This is a genomic window from Microcystis sp. LE19-10.1B (assembly GCF_027530565.1).
Lineage (GTDB): Bacteria > Cyanobacteriota > Cyanobacteriia > Cyanobacteriales > Microcystaceae > Microcystis > Microcystis aeruginosa.
The window spans coordinates 1-26,795 of record NZ_JAPZQM010000109.1 but is presented as its reverse complement, the minus strand read 5'-3'; the positions used below and the strand labels follow the sequence as shown (position 1 = coordinate 26,795).

At 43.1% G+C, this 26,795-nt stretch carries 27 protein-coding genes; 17 read left to right on the top strand and 10 right to left on the bottom strand.

The window, feature by feature from the left end; translation table 11 throughout:
* Positions 1-468: 468 nt before the first annotated feature.
* Positions 469-6,621 (bottom strand): AAA family ATPase, encoded by a 6,153-nt coding sequence (locus tag O9332_RS03845; protein WP_288023691.1) that lies wholly within the window; start codon positions 6,619-6,621, stop codon positions 469-471.
* Positions 6,618-8,450, bottom strand: coding sequence for a carotenoid oxygenase family protein (locus tag O9332_RS03840; RefSeq protein ID WP_288023688.1), 1,833 nt, complete (start codon positions 8,448-8,450; stop codon positions 6,618-6,620). Before O9332_RS03840 ends, O9332_RS03845 begins: the two co-directional genes overlap by 4 nt.
* A 29-nt stretch (positions 8,451-8,479) precedes the next feature.
* On the opposite strand from O9332_RS03840, the gene O9332_RS03835 reads away from it, so the two are divergent.
* Positions 8,480-8,620 carry a hypothetical protein gene (locus O9332_RS03835; RefSeq protein ID WP_196219805.1) on the top strand — a complete coding sequence of 47 codons (141 nt, stop codon included), beginning with the start codon at positions 8,480-8,482 and terminating at the stop codon, positions 8,618-8,620.
* Positions 8,621-8,634: 14 nt separating this feature from the next.
* On the opposite strand, the gene O9332_RS03830 is transcribed toward O9332_RS03835, so the two are convergent.
* The 4 genes from O9332_RS03830 to O9332_RS27945 all read right to left on the bottom strand — a co-directional run bounded on the left by O9332_RS03830 (position 8,635) and on the right by O9332_RS27945 (position 11,670).
* A complete protein-coding gene (locus O9332_RS03830; RefSeq protein WP_288023695.1) occupies positions 8,635-9,969 on the bottom strand; it encodes an AAA-like domain-containing protein in 1,335 nt (444 codons plus the stop codon).
* Entirely contained in the window at positions 9,966-10,181 is a 216-nt protein-coding gene (locus O9332_RS03825; RefSeq protein ID WP_288023685.1) for a hypothetical protein, read from the bottom strand. The genes O9332_RS03830 and O9332_RS03825 overlap by 4 nt, the downstream gene beginning before the upstream one ends.
* 849 nt (positions 10,182-11,030) lie before the next feature.
* Complete coding sequence (locus O9332_RS03820) at positions 11,031-11,435, bottom strand: hypothetical protein (protein ID WP_288023683.1); 405 nt, start codon at positions 11,433-11,435, stop codon at positions 11,031-11,033.
* Positions 11,436-11,532: 97 nt separating this feature from the next.
* Positions 11,533-11,670: a hypothetical protein gene (locus O9332_RS27945; RefSeq protein WP_353853405.1), complete on the bottom strand. Its 138-nt coding sequence runs from the start codon at positions 11,668-11,670 to the stop codon at positions 11,533-11,535.
* A gap of 222 nt (positions 11,671-11,892) precedes the next feature.
* Between O9332_RS27945 and O9332_RS03815 the strand changes: the two genes are divergently transcribed.
* The 6 genes from O9332_RS03815 to O9332_RS03790 all read left to right on the top strand — a co-directional run bounded on the left by O9332_RS03815 (position 11,893) and on the right by O9332_RS03790 (position 15,868).
* Positions 11,893-12,555 (top strand): hypothetical protein, encoded by a 663-nt coding sequence (locus tag O9332_RS03815; RefSeq protein ID WP_002758364.1) that lies wholly within the window; start codon positions 11,893-11,895, stop codon positions 12,553-12,555.
* 92 nt (positions 12,556-12,647) lie between these two features.
* Positions 12,648-13,673, top strand: a complete 1,026-nt coding sequence (locus O9332_RS03810) for a glucosaminidase domain-containing protein (RefSeq protein WP_288023679.1) — start codon at positions 12,648-12,650, stop codon at positions 13,671-13,673.
* 715 nt (positions 13,674-14,388) lie between these two features.
* Positions 14,389-14,592 (top strand): type II toxin-antitoxin system HicB family antitoxin, encoded by a 204-nt coding sequence (locus tag O9332_RS03805; RefSeq protein ID WP_002734086.1) that lies wholly within the window; start codon positions 14,389-14,391, stop codon positions 14,590-14,592.
* Positions 14,589-14,795: a type II toxin-antitoxin system HicA family toxin gene (locus O9332_RS03800; RefSeq protein WP_002741035.1), complete on the top strand. Its 207-nt coding sequence runs from the start codon at positions 14,589-14,591 to the stop codon at positions 14,793-14,795. The genes O9332_RS03805 and O9332_RS03800 overlap by 4 nt, the downstream gene beginning before the upstream one ends.
* A 381-nt stretch (positions 14,796-15,176) precedes the next feature.
* Positions 15,177-15,473, top strand: coding sequence for a hypothetical protein (locus tag O9332_RS03795; RefSeq protein WP_002733598.1), 297 nt, complete (start codon positions 15,177-15,179; stop codon positions 15,471-15,473).
* Positions 15,470-15,868, top strand: coding sequence for a type II toxin-antitoxin system VapC family toxin (locus O9332_RS03790; protein WP_002753596.1), 399 nt, complete (start codon positions 15,470-15,472; stop codon positions 15,866-15,868). Before O9332_RS03795 ends, O9332_RS03790 begins: the two co-directional genes overlap by 4 nt.
* An 11-nt stretch (positions 15,869-15,879) precedes the next feature.
* Here the strand turns inward: O9332_RS03790 and O9332_RS03785 are convergent, their stop codons facing one another.
* A complete protein-coding gene (locus O9332_RS03785) occupies positions 15,880-16,026 on the bottom strand; it encodes a hypothetical protein (RefSeq protein WP_002758360.1) in 147 nt (48 codons plus the stop codon).
* A 5-nt stretch (positions 16,027-16,031) separates the two neighbouring features.
* On the bottom strand, positions 16,032-17,579 hold the full coding sequence (locus tag O9332_RS03780) for a mercuric reductase (protein ID WP_288023676.1): 1,548 nt from the start codon (positions 17,577-17,579) through the stop codon (positions 16,032-16,034).
* A 355-nt stretch (positions 17,580-17,934) separates the two neighbouring features.
* Here O9332_RS03780 and O9332_RS03775 point away from each other — a divergent pair, with 355 nt between their 5' ends.
* Positions 17,935-18,162 carry a hypothetical protein gene (locus O9332_RS03775; RefSeq protein WP_288023674.1) on the top strand — a complete coding sequence of 76 codons (228 nt, stop codon included), beginning with the start codon at positions 17,935-17,937 and terminating at the stop codon, positions 18,160-18,162.
* A gap of 14 nt (positions 18,163-18,176) precedes the next feature.
* On the opposite strand, the gene O9332_RS03770 is transcribed toward O9332_RS03775, so the two are convergent.
* Positions 18,177-18,932 (bottom strand): TVP38/TMEM64 family protein, encoded by a 756-nt coding sequence (locus O9332_RS03770; RefSeq protein WP_288023693.1) that lies wholly within the window; start codon positions 18,930-18,932, stop codon positions 18,177-18,179.
* A 397-nt stretch (positions 18,933-19,329) separates the two neighbouring features.
* Here O9332_RS03770 and O9332_RS03765 point away from each other — a divergent pair, with 397 nt between their 5' ends.
* The 5 genes from O9332_RS03765 to O9332_RS03745 all read left to right on the top strand — a co-directional run bounded on the left by O9332_RS03765 (position 19,330) and on the right by O9332_RS03745 (position 23,242).
* On the top strand, positions 19,330-20,715 hold the full coding sequence (locus O9332_RS03765; protein ID WP_288023673.1) for a cytochrome P450: 1,386 nt from the start codon (positions 19,330-19,332) through the stop codon (positions 20,713-20,715).
* Between the two features lie 85 nt (positions 20,716-20,800).
* Positions 20,801-21,784 (top strand): protein-methionine-sulfoxide reductase catalytic subunit MsrP, encoded by a 984-nt coding sequence (msrP, locus tag O9332_RS03760; RefSeq protein WP_288023671.1) that lies wholly within the window; start codon positions 20,801-20,803, stop codon positions 21,782-21,784.
* Positions 21,785-21,827: 43 nt separating this feature from the next.
* A complete protein-coding gene (locus O9332_RS03755) occupies positions 21,828-22,286 on the top strand; it encodes a DUF29 domain-containing protein (protein WP_002796829.1) in 459 nt (152 codons plus the stop codon).
* 16 nt (positions 22,287-22,302) lie between these two features.
* Positions 22,303-22,761 carry a DUF29 domain-containing protein gene (locus O9332_RS03750; RefSeq protein WP_288023670.1) on the top strand — a complete coding sequence of 153 codons (459 nt, stop codon included), beginning with the start codon at positions 22,303-22,305 and terminating at the stop codon, positions 22,759-22,761.
* 16 nt (positions 22,762-22,777) lie between these two features.
* Positions 22,778-23,242, top strand: coding sequence for a DUF29 domain-containing protein (locus O9332_RS03745; protein ID WP_024969050.1), 465 nt, complete (start codon positions 22,778-22,780; stop codon positions 23,240-23,242).
* Between the two features lie 575 nt (positions 23,243-23,817).
* Here the strand turns inward: O9332_RS03745 and O9332_RS03740 are convergent.
* Complete coding sequence (locus O9332_RS03740) at positions 23,818-24,000, bottom strand: hypothetical protein (RefSeq protein WP_002758344.1); 183 nt, start codon at positions 23,998-24,000, stop codon at positions 23,818-23,820.
* A gap of 818 nt (positions 24,001-24,818) precedes the next feature.
* Here O9332_RS03740 and O9332_RS03735 point away from each other — a divergent pair.
* The 4 genes from O9332_RS03735 (at position 24,819) to O9332_RS03720 (ending at position 26,529) form a co-directional block, all read left to right on the top strand.
* The gene (locus O9332_RS03735) at positions 24,819-25,193 is read left to right on the top strand and encodes a DUF433 domain-containing protein (RefSeq protein ID WP_002758343.1); all 375 of its coding nucleotides are present in this window, start codon (positions 24,819-24,821) and stop codon (positions 25,191-25,193) included.
* Positions 25,190-25,585: a hypothetical protein gene (locus O9332_RS03730; RefSeq protein WP_002758341.1), complete on the top strand. Its 396-nt coding sequence runs from the start codon at positions 25,190-25,192 to the stop codon at positions 25,583-25,585. Before O9332_RS03735 ends, O9332_RS03730 begins: the two co-directional genes overlap by 4 nt.
* Positions 25,586-26,032: 447 nt before the next feature.
* The gene (locus O9332_RS03725) at positions 26,033-26,260 is read left to right on the top strand and encodes a hypothetical protein (RefSeq protein ID WP_002758339.1); all 228 of its coding nucleotides are present in this window, start codon (positions 26,033-26,035) and stop codon (positions 26,258-26,260) included.
* Positions 26,257-26,529, top strand: a complete 273-nt coding sequence (locus O9332_RS03720) for a ParE family toxin-like protein (protein ID WP_043998982.1) — start codon at positions 26,257-26,259, stop codon at positions 26,527-26,529. Before O9332_RS03725 ends, O9332_RS03720 begins: the two co-directional genes overlap by 4 nt.
* Positions 26,530-26,795: the final 266 nt, after the last annotated feature.

The following is a 26,795-nucleotide window of genomic DNA, read 5'->3' as shown; positions in this document are numbered from 1 at the left end:
TTTTGTACCAGTTTATGTACTATGAGGAGAATAATGCAAGGTTTTTGAATGTCCCAATCCTATTTTCTTGCACTAACATCAGATTTTAACAGGTCAAAAGCCTTATTTTCAAAGGGTTTTACCATTATTCAGCAAGTCCTAATTATACTTGTCTCTAAAACTGGTTTCTAGCAAGGCTTTCAAAATAGCTTGACATGAAACCTGATTTAGGGGTTACAAGAGTGAGATGCTCCCCATAGCGTTCCCCAGTAGAACCTAAGAACGAGGTAATATATAGCGTTTCCTAAGTTAGTGAGGTACACATATTTTTCTTCCCTTTTGCCTAAAACCCATAACTTTTGTACCTCAGCAGACTGAAAAACGCTATATTACCTCCATTACTTAGCAAATCCGTTTTTAATAGTTTGATTAACTCCCAATCCAACTTTAACTTCCCACTATCCTATGCCTTTTAAACAGGATTTAGTATTAGGTTGATTTTGCCAGGGCCAGCCAATCGAGGTTAAAGATGGCCCGATAGATGGGATTATGGACCCGCAGCCGGCCTTGGTCTTTGATCACTAACCCCGATAAAAGTAACTCTTTTTCTGGAGGGCTATCCTCGGCAATCACCTCTTTTTCCCTTAAAATCCGTTCATAGAGTCTCAGGAGCAACTGGGAGCGATGACTGTTGAGAAGCCGATCGCGAATAGTCCGCAGATGTTCCGGTTCATCCTGAGCCTCCCAATTGTCAATGATCTTCTTCTGTACCAAGTCCTCAATCCAGGAGGCCTCACCATTGGGGGGAATCGGCGAGGCGGCGGTGCGAATTAACTGACAGAGTTTTTGGGTCAGAAAAGGTTGACCGTTTGTCCAAGCAAAGACTTCTTTTAAGACAGTTTGCGGGTTACTAACTTTCTCGGCCAATCCGCGCAGTAAAGGCTGGGCTTCGTGTTCCTTAAAACCCTCCAATTGAATCGAATGACCGATATTAAAAGGAGTGATTTGGTGGTCGGTAATTAAATCGGAGGGGGTGACAACACCGAAGAAAGCGAAGGTCAAACGCCGATAGAGCGGGTTAAAACCACGCTGGTTATAGCAGGAACGAATCAGGGCAAAAAAGTCATTAACCGCGAAATTTAAGCCCAAAACGCTATCAATTTCATCGATAAAAATCGTGATCGGTTTCGGGGGAGAACCTTCCACTATCCCCACTTCCAGCAATAACACTTCTTCGATAAATTCGCCCAAGCGCTGTACTGCCGAGACATCTTCCCGTTCTTGCCACCAAGCTTTGAGATTGACCCTTTTGAGCAGTCCAAAACGTCGCCCTAACTCGAAGGCTATCCCCTTGTACCATTGGTCGGGAGTGACATTTTCGCTGCCGATGCGGGTTAAATCAATGGGAGCGCAACAGACCCCCTCGTGTTGGAGGTGGTCGATCATGCGTACCATTAAACTAGACTTACCCATTTGACGGGGATTGAGAACATAGCAAAAATCGCCCCGTTTGAGGGCTTTATAGAGATAACGGTCGGCGGCGCGGACCACGTAGGTGGGGGCATCCATGGGTAAACTGCCCCCCACTTGGTAGTCAAAGGTGCTAGATTGTTCGTTAGTTTTGAGGAGTTCGTTTTCAAACAGTAATTCTGCTTGGGTGGCCTTGAGAATTTCTAGGGTTTGGCTGAGTTCTAGGGTGCGCTCCTGCACTTTCTGTTCTAGGGTGCGGCTATACTCGGCTAATTCTTCGGTAAAGCGAATCCGTTCCGCTTCCGCCTGTTTTCGTTCGGTAATATCGGTAAAAGCGGTGATCGCATAGATAATTTCTCCTTTTTCGTCAAAAACGGGCGTGGCATACACTTCTAGGGGAATAATCTTCTCTCCTTGGTGAACTTCTAGATCATCCATCGTGTTTTTTTCCCCCCTTAAAGCTCGGACAATCGGATGGTATTCTGTGGGATACAATCGATCGGTTCCAGCTTGATATAACTGATAGGTTTCCCCCAACTGATTAGCCGTGGTGATATTAACTATCTCTTTTCCTAAAATCTCTTGGGCGGTTTGATTGGCATAATAGGGTTGACTGCCAGCATCGAGGACGAATACCCCCACTGGCATCGCTTCTAAAAATTGCGCTAGTTGTCTCTGTTTGGCTTTGATTTCGGCGTAGAGTTTGGCGTTAGTAATTGCGATCGCCGCTTGGCTGGAGAGCAGTTGCAGCACTTCCAATCTTTCTTGGGTAAAAGCCCCGAGGGTGAGATTATTTTCTAGATAGACAATTCCCCGCAGTTGTCCTTGGTCGAGGAGGGGCGAACAGAGCAGGGATTTGGTTTGATGGGTTTTAATATAGGAATCATTGCTAAAATTGCCCTCATGGGCAGCATCGTCATTAAGAACGGTTTGACCGCTCCGGGCTACATAGTTAATAATTGAGACGGGAAGATGTTCTTCGATGGCATGAGATTTAAAGACTGTCACCCCATCTTCCTGCACCGAACCGGAGGCTTCGATCAATAGTTGTCCGCCGCTTTCTAGGATAAGATAGCCCAGCTGCGCCCCAGCATTTTCGATGAGAATTTTCATCAGGGTGGCGAGTAATTTATCTAAAACTATCTCGCTAGAAATGGCTTGGAAGGCCTTCATAATCGTGGCTAAATCTAACAGTTCTCCCGCATGACTAACTGAATTTTTTCTGGTGGTAGTTTTCCTAGTTTCGGTCAGGGAATTGGAACCATAATTATTGACCATTAACTGAGAATAACGGCTTTCTATATCTTTGACTTTAGCTGTTGCTCCCCAAAGAGAATAGAGATAAGCAGCTTCATTGATGTAGGTTTTGGCAATTTTTACTTTACCCCAATCGAGATAGAATTTCGCCGCTAGTTCGTTAGCCAGTGCTTCTTCATTAATGTATTCATTTTCCCTGGCTTTAGCGATGGCTAGATCGTAGTTTTCTATGGCTTCTAGATAGGATTGCTGTACCCGCTCCTTTTCCGCTTGCACTAAATAAAATTTATGGAGATAGTTAGGGGGGGCTTGATTCGCCCATTCCCGCAGCTTTTTCTGATTATTCGTCACTCGTTCTAATACTTGCTGTTTTTGGTCATTGTCCAGATGATTATAAATAGCTAAATGGGCGAGGGAATCATAGAAATTATGCAGAGGAATCAATAAAGTAGCGGTAGCTCCCCCTAGATAATTTTGGGCTTGGTTAGCATTTTCAATGGCTGGTTCGTACTGTCCAAATAGATAACAAAGGTATAATTTATTAACAAATAAAGCACAGAGACCGAAGAGATCATTAGCCTCTAGATGGTACGGTAACATAAGAGTTTCTTGATAGTACTGTCCTTCTAAATGACCGGGATTTTCCGAGTGCCTCAGCAGATTTAAAACTGTTTGACCATAGATTTTTAGATAGTTGCGGGGGTTTTCTTGTTTGAGCTTAACAAAAGCCAGATCATAGTTAGCTATTTCTTGGGCTAATTCGGTTAATTCCTGTCCGATAAAGGCGGAATGAAAACAGTAAAGATAGGCGCAGGTTGTTCCGTAGTAGAGATCGCCCATTTCTAAACCGGTTTGATAGGAAGATTTTAACAAGGACAGGGAATTTTTAATCGGTTCTTTCCAGATACTAATAGTGGCGGAAAAGACGGCAATTATTTTCGGCATCAGGGCTTTGGCATGAAATTTATCAGCAATGTTTAAAGCTAATCGTCCAAATTGATAACCCGTTTCCCAATCTTCTAAAAGACCACAAAGAATTAAGCCATAATTGACATAAGTAAAAGCCGCTAGATAACTATTGCCGTATTCAATTGATAAGTTAACCTGTTTTGATACTAGGATGGGTAAGAGATGAGGGGCGGCAATATAAACAGGAGAAAATATGGCACTTGCTATCTTCATGATTGCTAATTTTTCTTCTTCATTTATCGGCGGTAAATTAATTAAATCTTTGATATTTTTACCCGCTAATTTTTGTCTGGTTTTAGTTAGTTCTTTTTGAATATCTGATGATTGTAAGGATTCAGGAATCTCGAAATCTAGGCTTTTGAGGACGGATAAACCAATTTCTACCGCTTTTAGTTCTTGATTTTGGGCGTGATAGGCTTCGATGATGACTTCATAAACTTTCACCTTATCTAGGGTTGTTTTTGCCTGTTTTAATACGAGATTAGCCCAGCGTTGCATCTGCTCAAAGTTCCCACTTAAATAGGCGATTTCTGTGGCTTCAGAATAAATATTTAAAGTCAGTTGATAGTTATTTTTCCAGCTTGATTTTTTGAGAAGTTTTTGAGCGATTTTAATATATTTTAAGGCTCCAGTTTGGGCATTAGCGGCTTTGGCTTTTTGGGCTGCTAGTAAATTCAAGTTAGCCACTGACTCTCGTTCTTTTTCCTCGCTAATTAGTCGATAACCAAGATTGAGATGATCGACTATTTTAAAAATCTTTTCCGATAATTCATTGGCGGCAGTATGCTGCCAAAGTAGGCGACCAATTTTCAAATGAATTAAAGATTTTTTGCTGTCTTCGATGAGAGCGTAAGCTCCTTGTTGAATGCGATCATGAGCAAATTTATATTCTTGAATCAGTAATTGTTCATCCAATTCTGAGAGGGGAATAATTAAACCAGCTTCGCTACTAGAAGTTAAAATTGGTAAAAGTTCTGGAGGTGATTTTTCAGAGATTACTGCCAGACTATATAAATTAAACTCTGCCCCAAGACAAGCGGCTAAACTTAAAATTTCCTGGGTTTCGGGGGGCAATTTCTGCATTTTGCCCATCATAAATTGAATCAGATTATCAGTACTACCAATCCTTTGAATTTGGCCGAGATGCCATTGCCAATAACCCCTATTATTATCGGTTTTAGTGGTTGTTTGCTGCCCCGGTTGGAAAAATAGCAAATTTTCCCAGTAGATAGTTTTGAGAAATTCATTGACAAAAAAAGGATTCCCGTGGGTTTTTTGCCAGACTAAAGCGGACAAAGATTGCACATATTCGGGTGAATGATTTAAGGTGTCAGCAATTAACTGATTGACCTGTTCAAGACCCAGAGGTTTTAAAATAACTTGATTGATAATTATGCCCCCCTGCTCTAATTTATCGAGAGTAGCGGTTAGGGGATGGGTGGAATTAATTTCATTACTGCGATAGGAGCCAATTAAAAACAAATAGTCCATATCGCCATCGAGCATAATTAATTCTATTAACTGGAGACTAGCCAAGTCTGCCCATTGCAAATCATCGAGAAAGATGACTAAGGGGTGTTCCGGGGAACAAAAGACCCGAATAAAATTTTTAAAGACTAAATTAAAGCGATTTTGAGTAGCGATCGCTCCTAATTGTAACACCTCTGGTTGTGGACCGATAATTAATTCTAGTTCAGGAATCACATCAATAATAACCCGTGCATTCGCCCCCAAAGACTTTAAGAGTTTTTGTCGCCATAGTTGCAGTTGTGGCTGACTTTCCCCCAAAAGTTGCTTGACAAGATGAGTCAAAGCGCTAACCACGGCAGCGTAGGGAGTATCGCGCTGAAATTGGTCAAATTTACCGGAGATAAAAAAGCCGCGTTTTTCAGTAATTGGCTGATAAATTTCCCTAACTAGGGTGGTTTTACCCATGCCAGAATAACCCGTAACTAGCATCAGTTCGGTGTGAGAGGAGTTTTTATCTGCGGTGGCTACCCGTTGAAAAGCAGTGAGGAGAGTGGCGATTTCTGCCTCCCTACCGTAGAGTTTTTGGGGAATTTGGAACTGATTGGCTAGATCTTGCCCAGCGATGACAAAATCCTCAATTTTAGCCGTTGTTTCTAGTTGTCTTAAACATTCTTCTAAATCTGCCCGAATACCGTAGGCACTTTGGTATCGTTCCTCGGGGGTTTTAGCCATCAGTTTCCTGATGATTGCCTCCACCACCGGGGGAATTTTCTCCCTGACGAGACTATTAATCTCCAGAGGTTGTTTTGCCAGATGACAGTGAACTAATTCCAAAGCATCTTTAGCCCGAAAAGGTAATTGTCCGGTGAGAAGTTCGTAGAAGCTAACGCCCAAGGAATAAAAATCCGTGCGGTAATCGAGACTGCGATTCATCCGTCCGGTTTGTTCGGGAGAAATATAGGCTAAAGTCCCCTCTAGAACGTTGGGATTTTTTAGCCCCGGATTTTCCCGCCGCAGGACGCTGGCAATGCCAAAATCGATGATTTTAATTTGTCCGGTTTCGGGGTTAAGAACTATATTGGCAGGATTAATATCTTTGTGAATAACCTTGGCGTTGTGAATTTTCTCTAAATTAGCCACTATTCGGGGTGCAAGGCTTAAAAAGTCCCTTAAGGCCAGGGGTTTGCCCTCTAGCCATTTTTTTAAGGATATACCCCCGAAATCTTCCAAAATAATCACGGGAGTTCTGCGGTAGGTTTCTAAACCATAGGCTTTAATCGCCTCCTCGAAGTTCAGGCCGCAGATGGTTTTATACTCCTGTTTGTAGTGGGTTAGTTGTTGTGCGGTGGGATATTCTTGCTTGAGGATTTTGAGCATAACCGGTTGATTATCGGCGGTGCGAATAGCCCGATAGACTTCCGAGTTAACACTTTCGTAGATTTGGGCAAGAATGTCGTATCCGTTGAGAACAATCATTTTTTTACTTGGCGATTGTAAATGGCTGCGGGTCTCCCCAAGAAAAATTCTACGGGAACTAAAACAAGACTCCGCAAGGCTGACAGGACTCGATTTACCTGTGAGACGGAAGGACGGGGAGAAGGCAGCACTTGCTCGAAATACTCGGAATGCAAGGTAAAACCAAAGTGAACATCTTCCGGCAAACTCAGTTTAGCAATCGGTCCGCCCTTGAGATTGTCAGGGTTAAATAACCAAGCTTCTAATACTCTGGTCGGGGTTAAAACCGTCGTAAATAGATAGCCCTGTTCTTGGGGAATAAACTGAATGCTATCTAAAATATAGCCATCGGGACAAACATAAAAATCCAGTAGTTCCCGACCTAAATGTGATACATGAGTATCACTGGCATTTTTTTCTTGGCTAATCTGTTCAGTTAACTGATTCCAATCCTTATCGAAGGGAACCTTGGCTAATACCGAGGGCAAGTCATGACAGGGAAGTTCGGCATCCCTGAGGATGCGATTACTTTGGTCGCGAAAATCCATATACTGACGACGACAGATTAATTCGCGCACATAACCGGCATAAACCTGATAAATAGCGCTGTATCCCTGTTCCAATTCCCGCGGGTCGGCGGTGTAGAGAGTGGTAGAGAACCACCCCGGATGGATGAAAGCTTGTTCGCTCATCACCCTGGCATCTTTGATAACCACTTTGCGCAGCACTCCGGGGTCAAAGGAAAACATCCAGGGAATGCCGTGGTATTCGGGAGGATAACCCTGACCGGTAAAATGTTGGATATCGTCTTTTTCGATCGCTTCGGTTAAACTAATAGTGGCGTTTTGGATGGCCACCAGATGAATTTGACCGTTGATACTATGGTAATTACAAAGGAAGTGATAACTGTCGCCATTGAAGGTAATTAATTGCGAGGGAACGGTGGTTTCTTCTTCCTTGAGGTCTTGACGTTTAACCAGATAAATTTGAGTTTTCGGATAGGTTTCTTCAGGCTTGATTCTGATACCTAATAGTTTGGCTACTCCCATCTGAAAAGGCATATCGGGAATCATGATATAATCTTCGGTGACGATGACCGAATGGGGACTACCATCGAGGATAGCTCCCTGTAGTTTCCAGGGTTTAAGTTGTTTTTGTTGATCCCAAAGAACAATATACGCCGATTTATCTAAGTCTTTTAACATACCTCCCGATACAAGTTTTAGCTTTAATTCACAGGTGATAAATTCTTTGGTTTTTTTGTCGTAGAAGGGATGAGCGGTATTTTCTAGGACTGGGAAAAAAGATAAAGGCACGGAAACAATATGTTGGTCAAAATAACCAATCGGAGTGATAGTATCAAGGGAAACGGGGTCCACTTCCCAGTAACGTCCCGCATCGGCAGTGAGAATTAATCTGGTTTCTTCTAGTTGTTCATTTTCGGAAACTTTTTCTAGTTTAACTATAGCAGTATTCGCTATTTCTGAACAACCCAAAATGCTGACCACGGCAGGAAAAGTGGCTTGACTAATATTAAATATCGGTAAAACTTTTCGCCAAAAACTATCCCAGGTTTTCAGTTTTTTACTGTAAACATTAACTTGATTATTTTTCCCTTGCAAGTCCCATTTAATAATTACACCCTCGCCAGAGAACAAATGACGGTCATTTTTTCTATGAAAAGGACAGACGATAAAAACGTATCCCGACAGATTTTCCGGCCAATGTCCCTCGGTAACTGTGGCGACTGCTTGATATAAATTGTTCTCATCCGGTTGACCTAGTTGCGAGCGACTAAAATTACTAACGTTGACAGTATTTTGGACAGTATCTTTGATTGACATATTCATAATAAGTAGAGTTTGCGGCAAAAAGTTTGTTGGTGGGGTCAGGAGCCGGTCGTCGGTCGTCAGGAGATAGGATTCAGGAGATAGGAGCCGGTCGTCAGGAGATAGGAGATTATTTTATTTATTCCCCCCACACCCTACACCCCACACCCTACACCCCACACCCTCACTGATTACTGATTACTGTTTACTGATAACTGATAGAGGATTTCACCTCTAAAAAATAGCGTCGATACAATTCATAGCCTGGTACTACTTTATCTCCTGATTGTTTGAGTAGTCCCATACTGCTGAGTTTGTAAGCGAGAATTGGGTCTAATTGTACGGGTTCCACCGCGCTCATCACCCGATCGAGGGCTTTTGCTAGTTCAGGCTGTTGTTCTAATACCGCCCAATGGCGTCGCAGGTGATGGGCATAAATCCCAGTGACGGAGGTGGCACTGGTTAATATTTGCGTCATGGTTATTTCCTCCCGACTGAGATAGTAGAGGGCAGTTTGTACCAAAGCCGGGTGTCCTCCCACTAGCTCCATCAATTGTTTGACTTTTTCCTGATTTTCCCAGGTGAGTTGATAACGTTGGGCTAATTGTAATACCTCCTCAAGACTAAAATGACTTAACTGTGCGGGGAATCCCACGTTAAAGGGGGATTGATTGAGCTGCAGGGGAACATAAATTTCCGTGGAATGGACGACGATAAGACGGAGTTTTTGCCAAATAGGTAGGGTTTTGGCTTCCTCGTACCAAGAACGCAGCAGCGGTAAAAAATCCTTGGCCACCTGGGGATGTTCAAAAATCTGATTAAGTTCATCGAGAGCGAGGACAATGGGGGCGGTAATCGATTCAAGCAGATAGTCTTGAATGTAAACCGTACAGCTAATCTTGCTGCCTAAATCCTCATCCCAATACTCATCTAATTGCGGTTTTAACTGTAGTTGACGGGCAGCATTGGCACACAACCAGCGCAAAAATTGGTTTAAATCACTCAAAATGGCCTGGTCCACCTGTTCTAAGTTCAAACTCACCGTGCGGTAGCCTTGCTGTTTGGCAAAATCGAGCATTCTCAAAAGTAGGGAAGTTTTGCCCATTTCTTTGGGAGCTTTTATCCGCACTAAAGCCCCCGGTTTCTTGATTTCCTGCCTTATCTGTTCTTCGAGGGGAAGACGTTCTAAATAAAATGGGGAACCAAGGGGAACTGCTCCATTAGGATAGGGGGGTAATGTGTCCAATTTTTCGCTCTTGGCTGCCGAATTAACCGGAATTTTGTCTTCAGGGGGTGTTTTTAGCTGAAAATTCAGGGCGGCGATTTCTTGCCAGTCCAGGCATAATCGACGACAAATTTGTTCAAAAGTGGCTTGTTCTACCGGTTTACCAGTCAGGAAGTTGCTGACAGTAGCCAGACTAAATTCAGCTTCTTTGGCTAAGGAGCGTTGACTGCTAAAGCCCTGCTTTCTCACTGCTAATTTAACTTGATTGAGGCAGTGTTGTTGTACTCTTAGATGGCCCGACATGGAATCTCTCATAAGAAGTGGGGTGTAGGGTGTGGGGTGTAGGGTGTGGGGTGTAGGGTGTGGGGAGACCACTTCGTGCGCGTTGCGGGGGGAGACCACTGCGTGCGCGTTGCGGGGGGCGGTGGGGAAGTGGGGAAGTGGGGAGACCACTGCGTGCGCGTTGCGGGGGGAAGTGGGGAAATTGAACTAAAACCCCAAAACCCCCAAACCCCAACCCCCAACACCTAAAACCTGTCTCCTATCTCCTATCTCCTATCTCCTATCTCCTGAATACTGACTCCTCAATACTGACTCCTCAATACTGACTTCTAACCCAATGGTAGATGTTGGATTTTGCAGGAGTTCTATTTTTTAATAAAGATAAGCAACCATTATATATTGACTCCAGAAACTTGAGAATATTTAAATTAACATTCCGCAATATTTACAAATTCTTAAGAATTAATTGAGAAATATTTTTATTTAACGACGATGTTGTAATGGTTACAGCGATTTGATAGAATTTCATAGTGGGTTATTATGTGCTTTTTTGGGCAGCAATGGTTGAAACCCTTGCCACACCTAGAAGGTGATCCTAATTAAGACGGGTAAATCAGTCAATTTCACCCACAACGATGATCTTTTTTTTGTGTAGTTTTATTGCAAAAAAAAAGTTTTTTTGACAAAAAGCAGAAAGTATGATAGGAGCAGAACGTATTTCTGGCTGCCAGTAGTTATTGCCGAGTGGGAGTTGGGGAGTATTTCCAGTAATCAGTGGACTGAAAACGCAAATCTGATAACTGATGACTGATGACCCCTGATATGAGCATGATGCCAGAGAGCCGCCGCTAATTGCTGTCTTTCACTTTCAGGGTGTTCTTGACGCACCATCTCTACATATTTATTCCCGCTTTCAGGTTGTATTCCTCTACCGAGGATAAGGCGATCGCTCCAATGGGTTGTTCCACTGATTTCCCTTCTAAATCGAGCATTGCTACAGCCAAAAGAGAATTAGGAATCTCTCGGTCAATCTTGTCGTTAACAAGCTGTAAATCAACGGGAAACTGCTTATCTTGGCTGAAAAAACTCGATTCTCAAGTCCCAAACCGATCTAGCCGTGTCAGGCAAAGCGTTCTCTGACTTTTTGTTGATGTTACCTCGATATAAGGTTCTCTTAGTTCGGGATGCCGGTTTTTCAGGTCTTCAAGCGATCGCACTAACTTTAAATAATCATTGTAGGTTTCCTTGATTTTGATCGCAATTTCCGTAAGATTCTGATTGTTAACTTCGGGAAAAAAGCCACGAAATTGAACCGCAGGACGAGCTATTAGGCGGCTTTCTTGCCATTTCTGGTTAGCAACCCCAATCATCCGGTCAACTGCCTCATAATTGCTGCTTTCTAAGGGATGGGGGCGATAAACTTGGGGATAACGGCTTTTATCCCTTCCTGCTAACCAGGTGACGGGTTGATAACCGCCAATTTCCTTACAGGCCTTCAAAATTGTGGTGTCTGGACGTAAAGCACTTTTTGGCCCGTCAACCGCAAGGCATTGAGAGCGACATTTTAAGTTGAGGCAGCCACCTGCTTGTCGGTGGCTAAATGCGACAGATACTGGCGGATTTCGTCAACTCCCATCTCTGGAGGGGTGGCGTTTGTTGTGTAAAGAGGATAAAGTCTCGAATGTAGTAGAGGTAGGATTTTTCCGTCTTCAAGCTAAGGTGCTTGAGACGCATGAATTCTCGGACTCATTCTAACAGTCGATGGAACTGGGCTTCTTCTGTCATCGGCAAATGCGGTAAAATCGGTTTGGCAGAGATACTAGACCGCCCCCTGCGGTAATTATGCCCAAATGGGGGTGATTAGACCGCACGGTGCGGTATTAAGTTTTATTTATGGGGTGTTAGACCGATGGAGGTGGGATAGTAGGATAAAGGGGTTATGATTCACTGAGAGAAATGGAATATAAAGCAAAGGTTTCTACACTCCTAAAAAAACAGCCAATTCAAGGCGAAGAGCTTGCTGATAATCAGAAAGTTGCTGTGCCCACAGGCAAGGTTTACACTGTGGATGAGATACTTGAAACTAATGGACTACACTCTCATGTCGAGCTTGCCTTTGAGTCTGGCTCTTGGTGGATTTTCTTGCCTCACTGGGATACTGGTCTTCAAACCCAAGAAGTTAAGGCTGTCTTCTCTCTTGAGCAAGCAAACATCAGTAACCTAATTTATGGTTATTTAGTATTTAGTCGTGGCACTCAAGAAGTTCTCCGAGTAAGGGCAACGTCTGGTCAACCTGGTTATCAGTACCCTGGGGCTCACACTCAAAGGGGTAAGGGTTGTATTCCCCCTGATAATGACTGGAAGATTTCTACCAATGGATACTATCTTGCGACTCCAGGTATTGAAGGGATGTTTTACCATATCACACCAGATCCAGATCCAGACACAGGACGAAGTGAATTCGGACTTCACCGCGACTCTAACGTTGCAATTTATCCAGGCTCTGCTGGGTGCATCGTAGTCAAGACTAGTGACTTCAACGACAAGATTCGACCTTTTTTAGATGGATTGAGAGAGACACAAAGCTTCATTTCTTTGAGTGTTTTTTACAGCACCTAACTTGTGCCAAGGTGTGAGCTTTCTCAATGCCATAGACTTGAGCAGATTCTTGTTGCGTTAACTCTGTAAATCTAGTTATTAGGAGAAAAGTGATGGCTTTTGAATGGAATGATTTTGTGAGTACAATTCGAGATGCTGAGATTGAGTTCGAGCATCTCAAGAAGGTGCAGCTTGCCCAAGCTATTCTTGAATCTGGGCGGGGCAACTCCGACTTATTTAAGCTACACGGTAACCCATTTGGAATGAAGTATCGTCCCGAAATGAGTGGAATAGCAATTCCTGTTACTTACGAAGCAAGTGATGGTGAAGACATATACTGTAAATTTGTAACTCTTGAGGATGCCATTCGCGGATATTGGATATTTATTAATCGACCAGTATATTCTGGGTGGCGTTCGAGTATTTCTTCGCCTGAGACATATATAAGGTTTATTGCATTTGCTGGCTATATAGGTGGTGATTCCACTGCAAAACAAACATATGTAGACAAAGTCGTTAATTTGTTCGATGAAGCTTCAAGGCTCCTCAGGAAAACAACTGAAAATGGCAGTTTCTGGAAGCAAAATGGCGTTCTTCTCGAGGTTGGACATGGCACATTGCCCAGTGGGGTATTTGACCCAGGCACAGTTGGTGTCAACTCTAAAAATGAGTATGAGTTGAATAAGATTGCTGCAGAAGCGGCAAAGCGTGTTATCAGACAAGCTGGCGTACCTTGTGACATCACAGATGCAGTTGCAAGCTTATACAATTTAGGAACGCGAGCCGCTGGCTATGACGTATTCTGCTCAATTCATCACAACAGTGCTAATCGTTCTGCTCAGGGCGCAGAAGTGCTAGTCCACGATCGTAAAGCAGATCCTCCAGATTTAGCACTTTCACGGATAATGAGTGCAGAAATTGCGGCAGAGTTAGGTATACGAGATCGTATTGCAGGAGGACGCGAGCCACGCCAAGCACTTGGAGTGTTAAGTGGTGCAGAAGATACGGATGTTCGAGTTGCAGTTTTAGCTGAAGTCTACTTCATTGATGTTTCTGTGCCTGATGTAGTTGACTGGAGTACAAGAGGCGGACAAGCAATAGGTAGAGCGATTTTGAAATGGCTAAGAGCTAATCAGTAGCTGGACTCTCTTATTTTTGTCCTAACAGCAGCAGATAGAACCTGCGATCGCTATCGCTGTAGCTGCAGCAGTGCGATCGCCATCGCCGTAGGGTGCGTTAATGTTAATGTAACGGTGCGATTCGTTTCTAGGGGAATAAATAGCCTAGAGTGCTGATAAAACAGCATAACTGACAAAAAGGATGTAGGTGAAAGACCTACCCTGTAAGGGACACAGTGACTCCCGACCTGCCCCCAGTGACTAGACTCGGAAATCTAGAGGCTGAAGCGGAGAACAAGGACGCAATCAGAGCCAAAACAGATAGGCGCAAGGCGCGTTAACGGGGAGACAATAAGGGAAAACCAGAAAAAGCATCCAATTTCAGAGCAACAATCTGAGCTAAAAATGTTGACTCAACCTTCTAAACTCGCAGAGCTTTCGTTACGGTATCTGCTATCCCTAGAGTTGAAGGTGGGTGAAGTGGTCAACCCTAAATTGTCAAAACAATCCCAAAGTCGGAACGAAGAAAAACGATGATTAGGTCAAGAGAAAAGTCGAAACTCAAGTAGGTTGGACGAGCAACGTAACCCCTAACATCGGGTAGGACGAAGCGTAATTGCTTCGAGGTAATCAGTGATCGCCGATCGCATCGCCTGTAGGTTGGGTTGACGCAAGGAAACCCAACTTCCATATTCATATTAAAATAAGAGATAAGTTTTCAAAAATTCTGAACCTGATGAAAATCAAAGCTATTATTCATCCAGCCGAAGAAGGCGGTTACTGGGCTGAAGTTCCCGCTCTGCCCGGTTGTATAACAGAAGGAGATAGTATGGACGAAGTTGTCGATAACCTCCAAGATGCCATACAAGGCTGGTTAGAAGTTGCCAATGAAAGCAAACAACCTGAATCTAGGTCAGAAGTGATTGAAATTGCTGTATGAAATCAATATCAGGGAAAAAACTCTGTAAAATTGTCGAAAAAAAAGGTTGGATACTCAAAAAAATTACCAGTAGTCACCATATTTATGAAAAGGAGGATGAAGATAAAATTCTATCTATTCCTGTACACCGCAATCAGGACTTAAAAATTGGAACTTTAAAATCAATTATGAAAATAGCTCGATTATCGGAAGATGACTTATAAGCTTTCGTAGGGTGCGTTAATGTTAATGTAACGCACCATCAATTTCCTAATATTCGGTGGGTTACGCTGTCGCTAACCCACCCTACTGGTTTGTTTCAGCTAATTTGGTGTATTAGAAAAATGCTATAAATTCTATAATCTAAGACTTTAAGCCGAAATCTATTGCCCTATTTTAGTTGAAACAGTCCAGTAGGGTGCGTTAATGTTAATGTAACGCACCATCAATTTCCTAATATGCGGTGGGTTACGCTGTCGCTAACCCACCCTACAGTGCTACTACAGTGCTACTGTGAAGAGACAAGCTGATGTCCGAGGTTATAATGGTCAAAGAGTTAAAAAAGAAATTAATCTAATCAATAGCCACAATGAAGGTACAGCTAAATGAGTCAAGTCTTAACCCTAGAATTGAGCGATGAAGTCTATGCCGCCTTGCAACAGCAAGCTAAAATATTAGGTATCGACCTGTCAGAATTAGTAACAACTTCCCTTGAGCGACAGTATCGCTTGAACAAAAATAAAGACCAACGCACGGAAGCCGAAAAAGAAGCAGCACGTCAACGCTTTCGAGCGCACGCTGGCTCAATTAGCGGCTATCCGACAGGAGCAGATAATGAAAGCATTGATGCTGACTTAGGGAGAGAGTATGGAGATACTCATGAGGAGACATCAAATCGGTGATACTCCTCGATACTTCTGGGTTACTTTGCTATGTCTATCGTGATCAACCAGGACATGAAGAAGCTGTCCAATTGTTAGATAGTGCAGGTAAAAGCATCACCCACAGTTACGTTTTAGCAGAGTTAGTTGCTCTAGCTCAAGTTCGGCGTTACCCGCGTTTAGCTACCCTAGAATTTATCACCGATTTGCTAGAAAATCCAGATATCGAGACAGTTTGGATAGATGAGCCTTTACATCGTGCTGCGGTCAAACTATTGATGGCACGGCAAGATAAGACTTATTCCTTATGTGATGCAGTTAGCTTTTTATTGATGCGTCAGTTCAATATTAATGAAGCATTAACCACCGATCGCCATTTTGAGCAAGAAGGTTTTCACCGTTTACTTGTATTCTAAAAAGGGCAGAGCTACGTCAGGGGTTGGTATTTCTCCAACTGGTACTCCTGCCATTTCCCCGACCCCCGTTCGGTGAGGGATTGGGCGTTTCCCAACTGCGCGGCAGCTTCCCGCCAGAATTGTTCAAAGTTCTGCCGCAGTTCTCCGGTGGCAATCATTGATTTTAACGCGATAATTTAGTCAACAATGCCAAGAATTTTTTACTATTAGGAGTCAAGAGAGTTCGGCGATAGGCATCGGCGGCCTTTTTAATCGCTTCCGCTTGGGTGGGATAGGGATGAATAACCATAGACAGTTTACTCAGTCCGATTTTAGCAACCATAGCGGTGGTAATTTCCGAAATCATCTCACCGGCGTGGGTGGCGACGATAGTGGCTCCTAAAATTTGGTCGGAGCCTTGTTTGTGAATAATTTTTAAAAAACCTGCTGTTTCCCCATCAGTGATAGCTCGATCGACTATACTCAAAGGAATTTTAATAGTATTAGTGGCCAATCCCCGGGCCTGTGCTTGGGTTTCATCCATGCCCACATGGGCGATTTCTGGGTCGGTATAAGTGACCCAAGGCATAACTAAATTACTGAGCTTATCGCGTCCGAAACCGAAGGGAGAAAAGAGGGTATTTTTAATCACAATACGGGCGGCCGCATCGGCGGCATGGGTAAATTTCCAATCCATACAGATATCACCGGCCGCATAAATTTTCGGGTTAGTAGTTTGCAGATAATCATTAACTTTGACTCCCCGACGAGTATCGTATTCCACGGCTACCGCTTCTAAATTTAATCCTGACACATTAGGCTCCCGGCCAGCACCGACTAAAATCTCGTCAACGGTGATAGTTGCTCCTTGACCGTTGCTAGTATATTCAATGGTTTTACCCTGCTCATTTTTTGTCACCCGTTCAATTTGGCAAGAGAGAATTAATTGCATTCCTTCCCGCAGCAAAGCATTCTCAATAATTTCGGTCGCTTCTCGGTCTTCTTTATTCAAAAGATGGGAATGATTATGAAATAAAATCACCTGCGCGCCTAACCGTTGAAAAGCTTGGGCTAATTCACAACCAATCGGCCCGCCACCGATAACAGCTAATCGGGGAGGTAATTCTGTTAGGGAAAAAATTGTTTCATTGGTATAAAATCCCGCCTCTTTTAGTCCGGGGATATCGGGATGAAAGGCCCCAGCACCAGTGGCAATGACAGCTTTTTTATAATCGAGGGTTTTTCCCGCGACTTCCACGGCATTTTGTCCTAAAAAACGAGCGCTACCCAAGAAGACATCGATACCTAGTTTTTGGAAACGTTGCACCGAATCATGATGACTAATATCGGCGCGAATTTGCCGCATTCTGGTCATGACTCTGGCAAAATCTACCCTAGTATCTCCAATATTAATTCCTAATTTTTTGGCTTGCTCAATTTCCCCGATAATTCTAGAGGAACGAATCAGACATTTAGAAGGAACACAACCGAAATTGAGGCAATCTCCCCCCATGAGATGTTTTTCCACTAAAGCCACTTTTAAACCTATATCTAAACCCGCCGCCCCCGCCGCTACAACTAAACCCGCAGTACCCGCACCGATGACGACTAAATCATAACAATCTTGGGGTTGTGGATTGACCCAATCGGCAGGATGAACATAATTAACTAATTTTTGATTATGTTCGTCCACTGGGAGAACATTAACTTCCCTAGAGCTATTTTGAAACATATTAGACCTCTTGTAAAAATCAAAAATTGTTGTTAGGATTAGGAATCAGTAGCCAGTAGTCAGTAGTCAGGAGAATTAAGAATGAATAATAATCAGTTAAATGGTCTATTTACAGATTTTATGCAATTTAATTCTTATTTTTGCCGTTTTTGAACCCTGAAAAATTAATTATGCAAGAGGTTTACTAAAGCAGTTAAGTAGGTAGGCACAATTATTTGTAGGATGGGTTAGCGGTAGCGTAACCCATGCGGGCGTTGGGTTTCATGCTTCAACCCAACCTACGTTTATTTTATATTTAATTCCACCCACCTACTTATAGCAATTCCCATAGTTGTGAGGTGCAGAGTCTTAGGTTTTGAGGAGTCAGTTATCAGTTATCAGTTATCAGTTATCAGTTATCAGTTATCAGTTATCAGTTATCAGTTATCAGTTATCAGTTATCAGTTATCAGTTATCAGTTATCAGTTATCAGTTAACTGAGAAAACTCCCCACACCCCACTTCCCATCACCCCACACCCCACACCCCACACCCCACACCCCACTTCCCCATTCCCCCACTTCCCCATTCCCCCACACCCCTGACTGATAAATGATTACTATTCATTGATAACTGATGCCAGGGCCTGACGGGCAATTTTTGTGACGTAGAGGGTGACGGCAACGGTGGCGATAAAACCGCTCAGGCGAATAGTCCATGGTAAAACTGGGTTAGTGGCTGGTGCCGAGGTCCCGATAGTGGCAAGACTGCCCGCTAAAGAGCCAATATAAACATACATTATCGTCCCCGGAATCATGCCTGCGGAACCTAGTAGATAATCTTTCAGGGAAACCCCGGTGACACCATAGGCATAATTGAGCAGATTAAAAGGAAATATGGGAGATAACCGGGTTAAAAGCACTATTTTTAAACCTTCTCTCCCTACAGCTTCATCGATAGCTTGAAATTTACTATTACCTTGAATTTTTTCCGCCACCCAACCCCTAGCCAGATAACGTCCCACCAGAAAAGCGACAGTAGCGCCGATAGTTGCCCCGATAAAGACGTAAAAAGAGCCTAAAACCAGGCCAAAAACCACACCAGCCCCTAAAGTCAGGATTGAACCTGGAAAAAAGGCCACAGTAGCTAGAATATAGATAATTATAAACGCGATCGCTCCCACGGCTCCCAAACTATCCACCCAAGTTAAGGCATGGAAAAGAATAGTTTGAGGATTAAAACCTGTGGAGGCACTGGATTCGAGGGCAAAAGCGGGGGGAGTAGTCAGGAGAAAAGTGCCGCTAAAGGCGATTAGCAGCGGCAAATAACGGCAAATAACCAGCTTTTTCCAGTTGCTGGACTGGGAAATAATCATCACAAGTCCCTAAAAAGAGAATAAAAGAGAGATTAAACTATAAAAGCGAATTAAATAGAACTAGGGGCTATTCTACCGTAGTTATCATTGTTTAGACCAGAAAGCCAATCCTGAAAATTCCCAGAAAATCCCCCTCTCTGGGAGAAGATAGGACGAGCAACAGCCCGGTAATTTTTGCTGTTTACTTGATAAGCTGAGAGGTATCTTAACTGCCTATCCTTAGATTAGCTAAATCTCCCCTAATCCCTTTACTTTTGCCTCTTGCCCCTTGCAAGAGTGCCTCTTGCCTCATCTCAATAAGCAATTTAAATGCGCGGGCAGCTTATTACACCTTGCCGTCTCTGGGGAAAAAATGTCACAATTAGAAATAATTAGCATTAGATATAGCAATTAATCTATGAAAATCATGCCCAAGGTCAAAGCCCCTACCTTCCTGCAAATGGCACAATGGATCATTAATCCTGTAGCTTTTATGGAAAATGCCGCCCGCAAGCATGGCGATATTTTTAGCACAAAAGTGGGTTTAACTGTAGATAATTTTATCTTTGTCAGTAGTCCTGCGGCCCTACAACAGGTTTTAACTAATGACCGTAAAAAATTTTCGGCACCGGGGGAAGCCAATCGGATTATTGCCCCGATTATTGGTGATTATTCCGTCGTCATGTTAGACGGAGACATCCACAAAAAACGCCGTCAGCTTTTATTGCCACCTTTTCACGGGGAAAGAATGCGTTTCTACGGCGATTTAATCCGCGATATTACCCTAAGAGTAATGGCAGAATTGCCCGAAAATCAACCTTTTAAGGCCCGTTCAGCGACCACAGCAATCGCTTTACAAGTAATTATGGAGGCAGTTTTTGGAATTAGTCAAGGGGAACGTTATCAAACCCTGAAAAAAATTCTGGCTGAAATGCTCGATATATTTAACTCTCCGGTGATGGCTTCTTTGCTATTTTTCCCAATTTTGCGGGCTGATTTGGGTGCTTGGAGTCCCTGGGGAAAATACCAGCGTTCCCAAGAAAAAATTGATGATATTATCTATACAGAAATTGCCGAAAGAAAAGCTAATCCTAACCCCAATCGCACCGATATTTTATCACTACTGATGTCCGCCCGGGATGAAGAAGGCAACCCGATGAGCGATAAGGAATTGCGCGATGAATTAATGACCTTATTATTCGCCGGTCATGAAACCACAGCCACTTCTATGTCTTGGGCGCTCTACTGGACTCATCGCTATCCAGAAATTAAAGCAAAAATTCTCCAAGAAATAGCCACTTTAGGAGATAATCCTAACCCCATTGACATAACTCGATTACCCTATCTTTCGGCAGTTTGTTCGGAAACTTTACGCATTCATCCCGTGGGAATGTTAACTTTTCCGCGAGTAGTGGAAAAACCGGTAGAACTAGATGGTTATCCTTTAGAAAAAGGGACAATTCTTATGGGTTGTATTTATCTGGCCCACCACCGCGAGCAAACTTTCCCCGATTCCCATACTTTTAAACCGGAACGCTTTTTAGAAAAACAATTCACCCCCTACGAATATATGCCTTTTGGTGGTGGGGCGCGTCGTTGTATCGGGGAAGTTTTAGCTATCTACGAGATGAAAATCGCTATCGCCACAATTTTGGCTAATTATCAGTTAACTCTAGTTAATAATACCCCCGAAAAACCCAGTCGTCGCGGTGTCACCCTTGCTCCCTCGCGAGGAGTTCCCATGGTCTTAAAAGGACGACGGGAACCTCTGGTTACTGCCCCGATGCTCGCCGAAATTTCTTAAAAAAACTGACAAACTATTGTACAATCAGAGTTGTGGTATCCCATATCATAACTCTGCTTTTTTGTCAATAAAATTGGGGATAATTATGGTCTTAATTCGTTTAGCTAAATCCTGGCAAATTTCCGAAAATGAAGTTACTTCCGAAAGTGTTTATTTTAACCGTCGTCGCTTTTTACAGGGGTTAATCGGGGCAGGAATTGCGGGGAGTTCCCTATTATTAACTGCTTGTGGTAAATCCTCCTCCTCGGAAGCTTTAGAAAAAAGTTTACAATTACCTAAAATTGAAGGGTTCAGCAAGAATCCGCAGTTTTTAACGGTAAATCGCCCCATAGCTGCCGAAACTGTAGCGGGGAGATATAACAATTTTTATGAGTTCGGAGGGGGGAAAAATATCTGGTTAAAAGCGCAGAAATTACCGACGAATCCCTGGACGGTAGAAGTGGGAGGATTGGTAAAAAATCCCCAGACCTACGATATAGATACTATTAAAAAAACCTTTCCTCTCGAAGAAAGAATCTATCGTTTTCGTTGTGTGGAAGCTTGGTCAATGGTCTTACCTTGGCTGGGGTTTCCGATGAGTGCTTTAATTGCGGCAGTGGAACCAAAACCAGAAGCTAAATTCGTCCGTTTTACTTCCTTTTATAATCCAGAAATTACCCAGGGGCCAGGATTACATTTAGGAGCCTTACCATGGCCTTATACAGAAGGTTTAAGAATTGAAGAAATGGCCAACGAATTAGCTTTCTTTGCTGTGGGAATTTTCGGTCATAATTTACCGAAACAACAGGGCGCACCCTTGCGAATGGTTATTCCTTGGAAATACGGTTTTAAAGGAGCAAAATCGATAGTAAAAATTGAATTTACCGCCAAACAACCCGCCACCTACTGGAACACAATTGACGCTCACGAATACGATTTTGAGGCTAATGTCAACCCCAGTAAACCCCATCCCCGTTGGTCGCAAGCAACGGAAAAATTTATCGGTAGTAGAAGTGATTTATCTTGGGAAATTATCGAAACTCTGCCCTATAATGGCTATGGTGAATATGTGGCTAGTTTGTATAGTTAAGTTTTATGATTATCCCCGTTTTATTTAGTTTAAGTGAGTATTTATGGAAAATAAAACTCTGTACGAACAAGACTTTTATCTCTGGATTAGAACTACTATTAATCAACTGCAAGCCAGACAGTTTGAGCGGGTAGATTTAGATAATTTACTGGAGGAGTTAGCAAGTATGGGAAGGAGTGAAAAACGCAAAATCGAAAATCTTTTGATTCAATTGCTGGTACATTTGCTGAAACTAACCTACTGGACAGGAGAAAAAGCTAGAAATGAGGGTCACTGGAAAGGGGAAATTAGAAACTTTCGCCGACAAATAATCAAAGAAGTTAAAGATAGCCCTAGTCTCAAACCCTATCTTTTGGAAATCTTTGAGGAATGCTATCAATTTGCTAGAAAAGATGCTAGTGATCGCTCTCAATTACCCCTCGATACTTTCCCCGCTATTCCCCTTGGTTCCCTTGAACAAATTCTCGATGAAGATTGGTTTCCCAGTAATAACCATGAGTAATATCTAGAGGTCAATTATGGACAATAAAACCCTGTACGAACAAGACTTTTATCTCTGGATTAGAACTACTATTAATCAACTGCAAGCGAGACAGTTTGAGCGGGTAGATTTAGATAATTTACTGGAGGAATTAGCAAGTATGGGAAGGAGTGAAAAACGCAAAATCGAAAATCTTTTGATTCAATTGCTGGTACATTTGCTGAAACTAACTTACTGGACAGGAGAAAGAGCAAGAAATGAGGGTCACTGGAAAGGGGAAATTATCAACTTTCGCCGACAAATAATCGAAGAAATTAAAGATAGCCCTAGTTTAAAACCCTATATTCTCGAAATCTTTGAGGAATGCTATCAATTTGCTAGAAAAGAGGCTCAAGTTAGAACTCAATTACCCCTCGATACTTTCCCCGCTATTCCTCTTGGTTCCCTTGAACAAATTCTCGATGAAGATTGGTTTCCCACTAATAACCACGAGTAATATATAGAGGTAAATTATGGATAATAAAACCATGTACGAAGAAGACTTTTATCTCTGGATTAGAACTACTATTAATCAACTGCAAGCGAGACAGTTTGAGCGGGTAGATTTAGAGAATTTACTAGAGGAATTAGCAAGTATGGGAAGGAGTGAAAAGCGCACAATTAAAAGTCTGTTAACCCGATTATTAGAACATTTACTTAAGCTCAAATATTGGGCGGCAGAAAGAGAGAGAAACGAAGGTCACTGGAAGGGAGAGATTAGAACTTTTCGTCTCGATATATTAGATGAACTTAAAGATAGTCCTAGTCTGAAACCTTATCTTTTGGAAATTTTTGATGAATGTTATCTTTCAGCCCGAAAAAATGCCAGTGACCGCTCTCAATTACCCCTCGATACTTTCCCCGTTATTCCCATTGGTTCCCTTGAACAAATTCTCGATGAAGATTGGTTTCCTGCGGGCGATAATCTGGAAATATAGCCATCAGTTAGACTGCTCCATACTGCTCTAACAAAAAACAACTATCTCCCGATAGCGATCGCTAAAGGTCGAATAATTATAAATTTTTTTCAAGGGGTGCGGTCAGATCGAAGAATCATTGCTAGAATGAGCCTAATTGTCAGAAATTTAGTTAAACAAGGTTTTTGGCAATATGCTAATCTGGCTAACACGCTTTTGGGTGTGATATAGGGAAAAGTTCTGGCGATTGCGCCTAAATAGAGTGTTATACAGAAAGTTTCCGCATAATATGTAGTTAGGCAGACGCAATCCAATGTGTATCTTTTCTCACGACGTTCAACAGGTGTCCAACACGAAGATCTACGCTCGCCTGAATGGCGACCGTCAGCACTTAGTGTATGAGATGCGCCTAACGTCGGAATCCGACGTGGCGATGATCCTCCCGTTGCCAACTCAATTGCCGAGTACGGACCAAGTAAGTTTCGTAAACCTTTCTGGTTACGACGGCTTTTTTCGCGACATGGATCGATGCTTCCCGCAGCCGCTGGAAATGCGTAGCAAAGGCGTCGCTGTCGCGAGAGCGAGTCCTAGAAATCTCATGGTTCATCGAGTTGGCGCGTTTGACGCTTCGTTCGTACCCGCACTCGCGGATTTTCACAGACTTGATCTTCGATTTCGCCTTCCAGAGGATGTTTGGAAACAGCTGCCGCTTTACAGTGACTTTGGTTTTGCCGTCTTTCAGCTTCGATCTGGAGACATGCGGATCCATCCCATGGCATTGTCGTTTAGGACGCGGAATTCAACGGCCCTTTTCTTCCCGACTGCCCACGTCCATGATGGAAGCGTTCATCCCGTGGCGCAATTCGATCACTCCCTTTACGCACAGGCGGAGCGTCCCAATAACGTCGGAATCCGACGTGGCGATGATCCTCCCGTTGCCAACTCAATTGCCGAGTACGGACCAAGTAAGTTTCGTAAACCTTTCTGGTTACGACGGCTTTTTTCACGACATGGATCGATTTCTGAATGGGTGCACGGGTCAGTCCTGCCTTGCGACGTTATGAACTTCGGCAACTCTATCATGTCAGATAAGACGAAGGGTCTCGTTGATCCACTGACGCCTGTTGCCCGCTGCAAGTTGGCTGGCCCATTGCCAAACCGGGATACCTGGCTACCTGTGTAACCGCTGGCTAACCGATCGTTGCAGCTGCCGATGCCGCGAGCGTCACTTTGCTCCTAGACATGGCAGTGCGATGCCGAAGGCACTGCGTAGCAGTACGCAATCGCCGTAGGGTGCGTTCCCTAATGTGGCTCCTACTGCTCCAGCGATCGATTTTGGGGAACGCACCATGCCCATTGATTGAAGCTGTGGTCTAAATTTGATCGCCGATCTTGTAGTACGGGGCCTGGTGATACTGAATTGCCAGATATTGGAGTTCACTACTGGCTAGATGCAGGAACGAGGCTGAAATACATTTTGAAAGTCTGGGTTGAGGATTAAAGAGCTTGCGAATTAGTAGTCAGGGTGGGCGTTTGCTCACCTTGCTTTTTCATGCGGTAATATGGAATGAGATGGTGAAAGACTGAGACTATAGCTATGACGCTCGCATCTAATGGAAAAACTGATATCATTCGTACAGAGCGAGGACTGACGATCGCAGGAACCCGCATCACCCTCTACGATGTGATGGATTATGTGACTGCTCAATATCCACCTAAGTTCATTCAGGGATTATTTGATCTGACGGAAGAGCAAATTAACACTGCCCTGGCTTATATTGAGGCTCATCGTGCGGATGTAGAGGCTGAGTACCAGCAAGTTCTCAAAGAAGCTGAAGAACTCCGACAATATTATGAAGAGCAAAATCGTGAGCGAGTTGCCCGTATTGCTGCGCAACCACCTAAGCCAGGCTCCGAGGCTGCTTGGGAAAAGCTTCGAGTGGCTAAGGCAAAGCGTGAGTCGAAAGTATGATTTTTTTGATTGATCACAATCTCAAAGGTCATGCCTTGGTTTTCTTTGGTGCGATCGCAACTCAGGGCTGGCTTGATATCGTCCCGATGCAGTTCGTCACCTTTGCAGAGATGGATTTGTCGATCAACAGTGATGACAGGACGGTTTGGCGACTTGCTCAAGAGAATCAGATGATTTTGCTTACCGCTAATCGCAGTATGGAAGGGAAAGATTCCCTAGAGCAGGTCCTGCGTGAAGAAAATACCTCAGAGTCATTGCCTGTGATCACCGTTAGCAATGCTGATCGGCTTTTGAATGATTCCGAATATCGAGGTCGGTGTGTTGAAAGTCTTGTTGAAATTGTGCTTGATATTGATACCTATCGAGGCGCAAGACGCATTTTTATTCCGTGACGCGCCGAATGCTAGAGCCGTTGAAGTCTATCTGTAGGGACACGGCATAACGGGGTCTTTATACTGAATCGGTTTTTAATAGCATGATTAACTGCCAATCCAACTTGAAAAACCCGCTCCCTTCTCCCCACTGCTGTAACAAAAAACAACTATCCCCCGATAGCGATCGCTAAAGGTCGAATAATTGTAAATTTTTGTCAATGGGTGCGGTCAGATCGAAGAATCATCGCTAGAATGAGCCTAATTGTCAGGAATTTAGTTAACCAAGGTTTTTGGCAATAGGCTAATCTGGCTAACACGCTTTTGGTCGTGATATAGGGAAAAGTTCCGGCGATTGCGCCTAAATGGGGTGATATACAGAAAGTTGACCCATATCGTTACCCCAGAGAGTGTTATAGAGAAAGTTGACCTATAATATGTAGTTATGTTTTCAAGAGAAGAGAAGAAATGTTATCAACACTTCTAAGTAAAGCTGTACAAAAAGCTCAAGAACTACCAGAAGCAATTCAAGACGAACTGGCAGAGCAGTTTATTGAAGACATCGAAAATGAAATCAAATGGCAAGAAACATTATCTAAACCCCAAGACAGCTTAATTCTCAAAGAACTTGCTCAGAAAGCTATTGCGGATTCAGAAAACGGACAGACTGAAGAAATGGGATTTGATGAGCTATGAAGTCGGAACTAAATCCAGATTTCGTCGGCTTATTTCAACAGCTACCAGACAGAGTGAAAAGAACAGCCAGAAAAAATTACAAGTTATGGCAAGATAACCCAAGCCATCCAAGCTTAGAATTTAAGGAGGTCAATCAAGAAGACCAGATCTGGTCAATCAGAGTCGGTATAGGTTGGAGAGCGCTAGGAAGAATCAAGAGTAAGAATGTAATTGTTTGGTTTTGGATAGGCTCTCACGCAGAGTATGACAAATTGTTAAAGAAGTTGTGAACCAAGAAACATAACAAATCACCGCACCCGAAATAATAGTGAAATTTTGTGATAAAGTGCAGTCATATCTAAGAATCTTTGCTATAATTACGCAAAGCTTTTGTGATAAGTTTCCTTAAAGGAGATTGTGGCTCTTCGGGAATTGTTATGCAAATAATTAACTTAAAATAAAATTCGATGAGAGCAACTACGCTCAAAAGTAGCTGAAATTCATACAGGAAAGGACTTAAGGCACAAATAGGTTAATACCAAAAGATAGACAATTG

Coding starts and splice junctions, on each gene's coding strand:
- O9332_RS03845 (WP_288023691.1), bottom strand. CDS start 6,621: ATGATTGTTCTCAACGGATACGACATTCTTGCCCAAATCTACGAAAGT.
- O9332_RS03840 (WP_288023688.1), bottom strand. CDS start 8,450: ATGAATATGTCAATCAAAGATACTGTCCAAAATACTGTCAACGTTAGT.
- O9332_RS03830 (WP_288023695.1), bottom strand. CDS start 9,969: ATGAGAGATTCCATGTCGGGCCATCTAAGAGTACAACAACACTGCCTC.
- O9332_RS27945 (WP_353853405.1), bottom strand. CDS start 11,670: ATGCGTCTCAAGCACCTTAGCTTGAAGACGGAAAAATCCTACCTCTAC.
- O9332_RS03815 (WP_002758364.1), top strand. CDS start 11,893: ATGGAATATAAAGCAAAGGTTTCTACACTCCTAAAAAAACAGCCAATT.
- O9332_RS03810 (WP_288023679.1), top strand. CDS start 12,648: ATGGCTTTTGAATGGAATGATTTTGTGAGTACAATTCGAGATGCTGAG.
- O9332_RS03805 (WP_002734086.1), top strand. CDS start 14,389: ATGAAAATCAAAGCTATTATTCATCCAGCCGAAGAAGGCGGTTACTGG.
- O9332_RS03800 (WP_002741035.1), top strand. CDS start 14,589: ATGAAATCAATATCAGGGAAAAAACTCTGTAAAATTGTCGAAAAAAAA.
- O9332_RS03795 (WP_002733598.1), top strand. CDS start 15,177: ATGAGTCAAGTCTTAACCCTAGAATTGAGCGATGAAGTCTATGCCGCC.
- O9332_RS03785 (WP_002758360.1), bottom strand. CDS start 16,026: ATGATTGCCACCGGAGAACTGCGGCAGAACTTTGAACAATTCTGGCGG.
- O9332_RS03780 (WP_288023676.1), bottom strand. CDS start 17,579: ATGTTTCAAAATAGCTCTAGGGAAGTTAATGTTCTCCCAGTGGACGAA.
- O9332_RS03770 (WP_288023693.1), bottom strand. CDS start 18,932: ATGATTATTTCCCAGTCCAGCAACTGGAAAAAGCTGGTTATTTGCCGT.
- O9332_RS03765 (WP_288023673.1), top strand. CDS start 19,330: ATGAAAATCATGCCCAAGGTCAAAGCCCCTACCTTCCTGCAAATGGCA.
- msrP (WP_288023671.1), top strand. CDS start 20,801: ATGGTCTTAATTCGTTTAGCTAAATCCTGGCAAATTTCCGAAAATGAA.
- O9332_RS03755 (WP_002796829.1), top strand. CDS start 21,828: ATGGAAAATAAAACTCTGTACGAACAAGACTTTTATCTCTGGATTAGA.
- O9332_RS03750 (WP_288023670.1), top strand. CDS start 22,303: ATGGACAATAAAACCCTGTACGAACAAGACTTTTATCTCTGGATTAGA.
- O9332_RS03745 (WP_024969050.1), top strand. CDS start 22,778: ATGGATAATAAAACCATGTACGAAGAAGACTTTTATCTCTGGATTAGA.
- O9332_RS03740 (WP_002758344.1), bottom strand. CDS start 24,000: ATGCCATGGGATGGATCCGCATGTCTCCAGATCGAAGCTGAAAGACGG.
- O9332_RS03735 (WP_002758343.1), top strand. CDS start 24,819: ATGACGCTCGCATCTAATGGAAAAACTGATATCATTCGTACAGAGCGA.
- O9332_RS03730 (WP_002758341.1), top strand. CDS start 25,190: ATGATTTTTTTGATTGATCACAATCTCAAAGGTCATGCCTTGGTTTTC.
- O9332_RS03725 (WP_002758339.1), top strand. CDS start 26,033: ATGTTATCAACACTTCTAAGTAAAGCTGTACAAAAAGCTCAAGAACTA.
- O9332_RS03720 (WP_043998982.1), top strand. CDS start 26,257: ATGAAGTCGGAACTAAATCCAGATTTCGTCGGCTTATTTCAACAGCTA.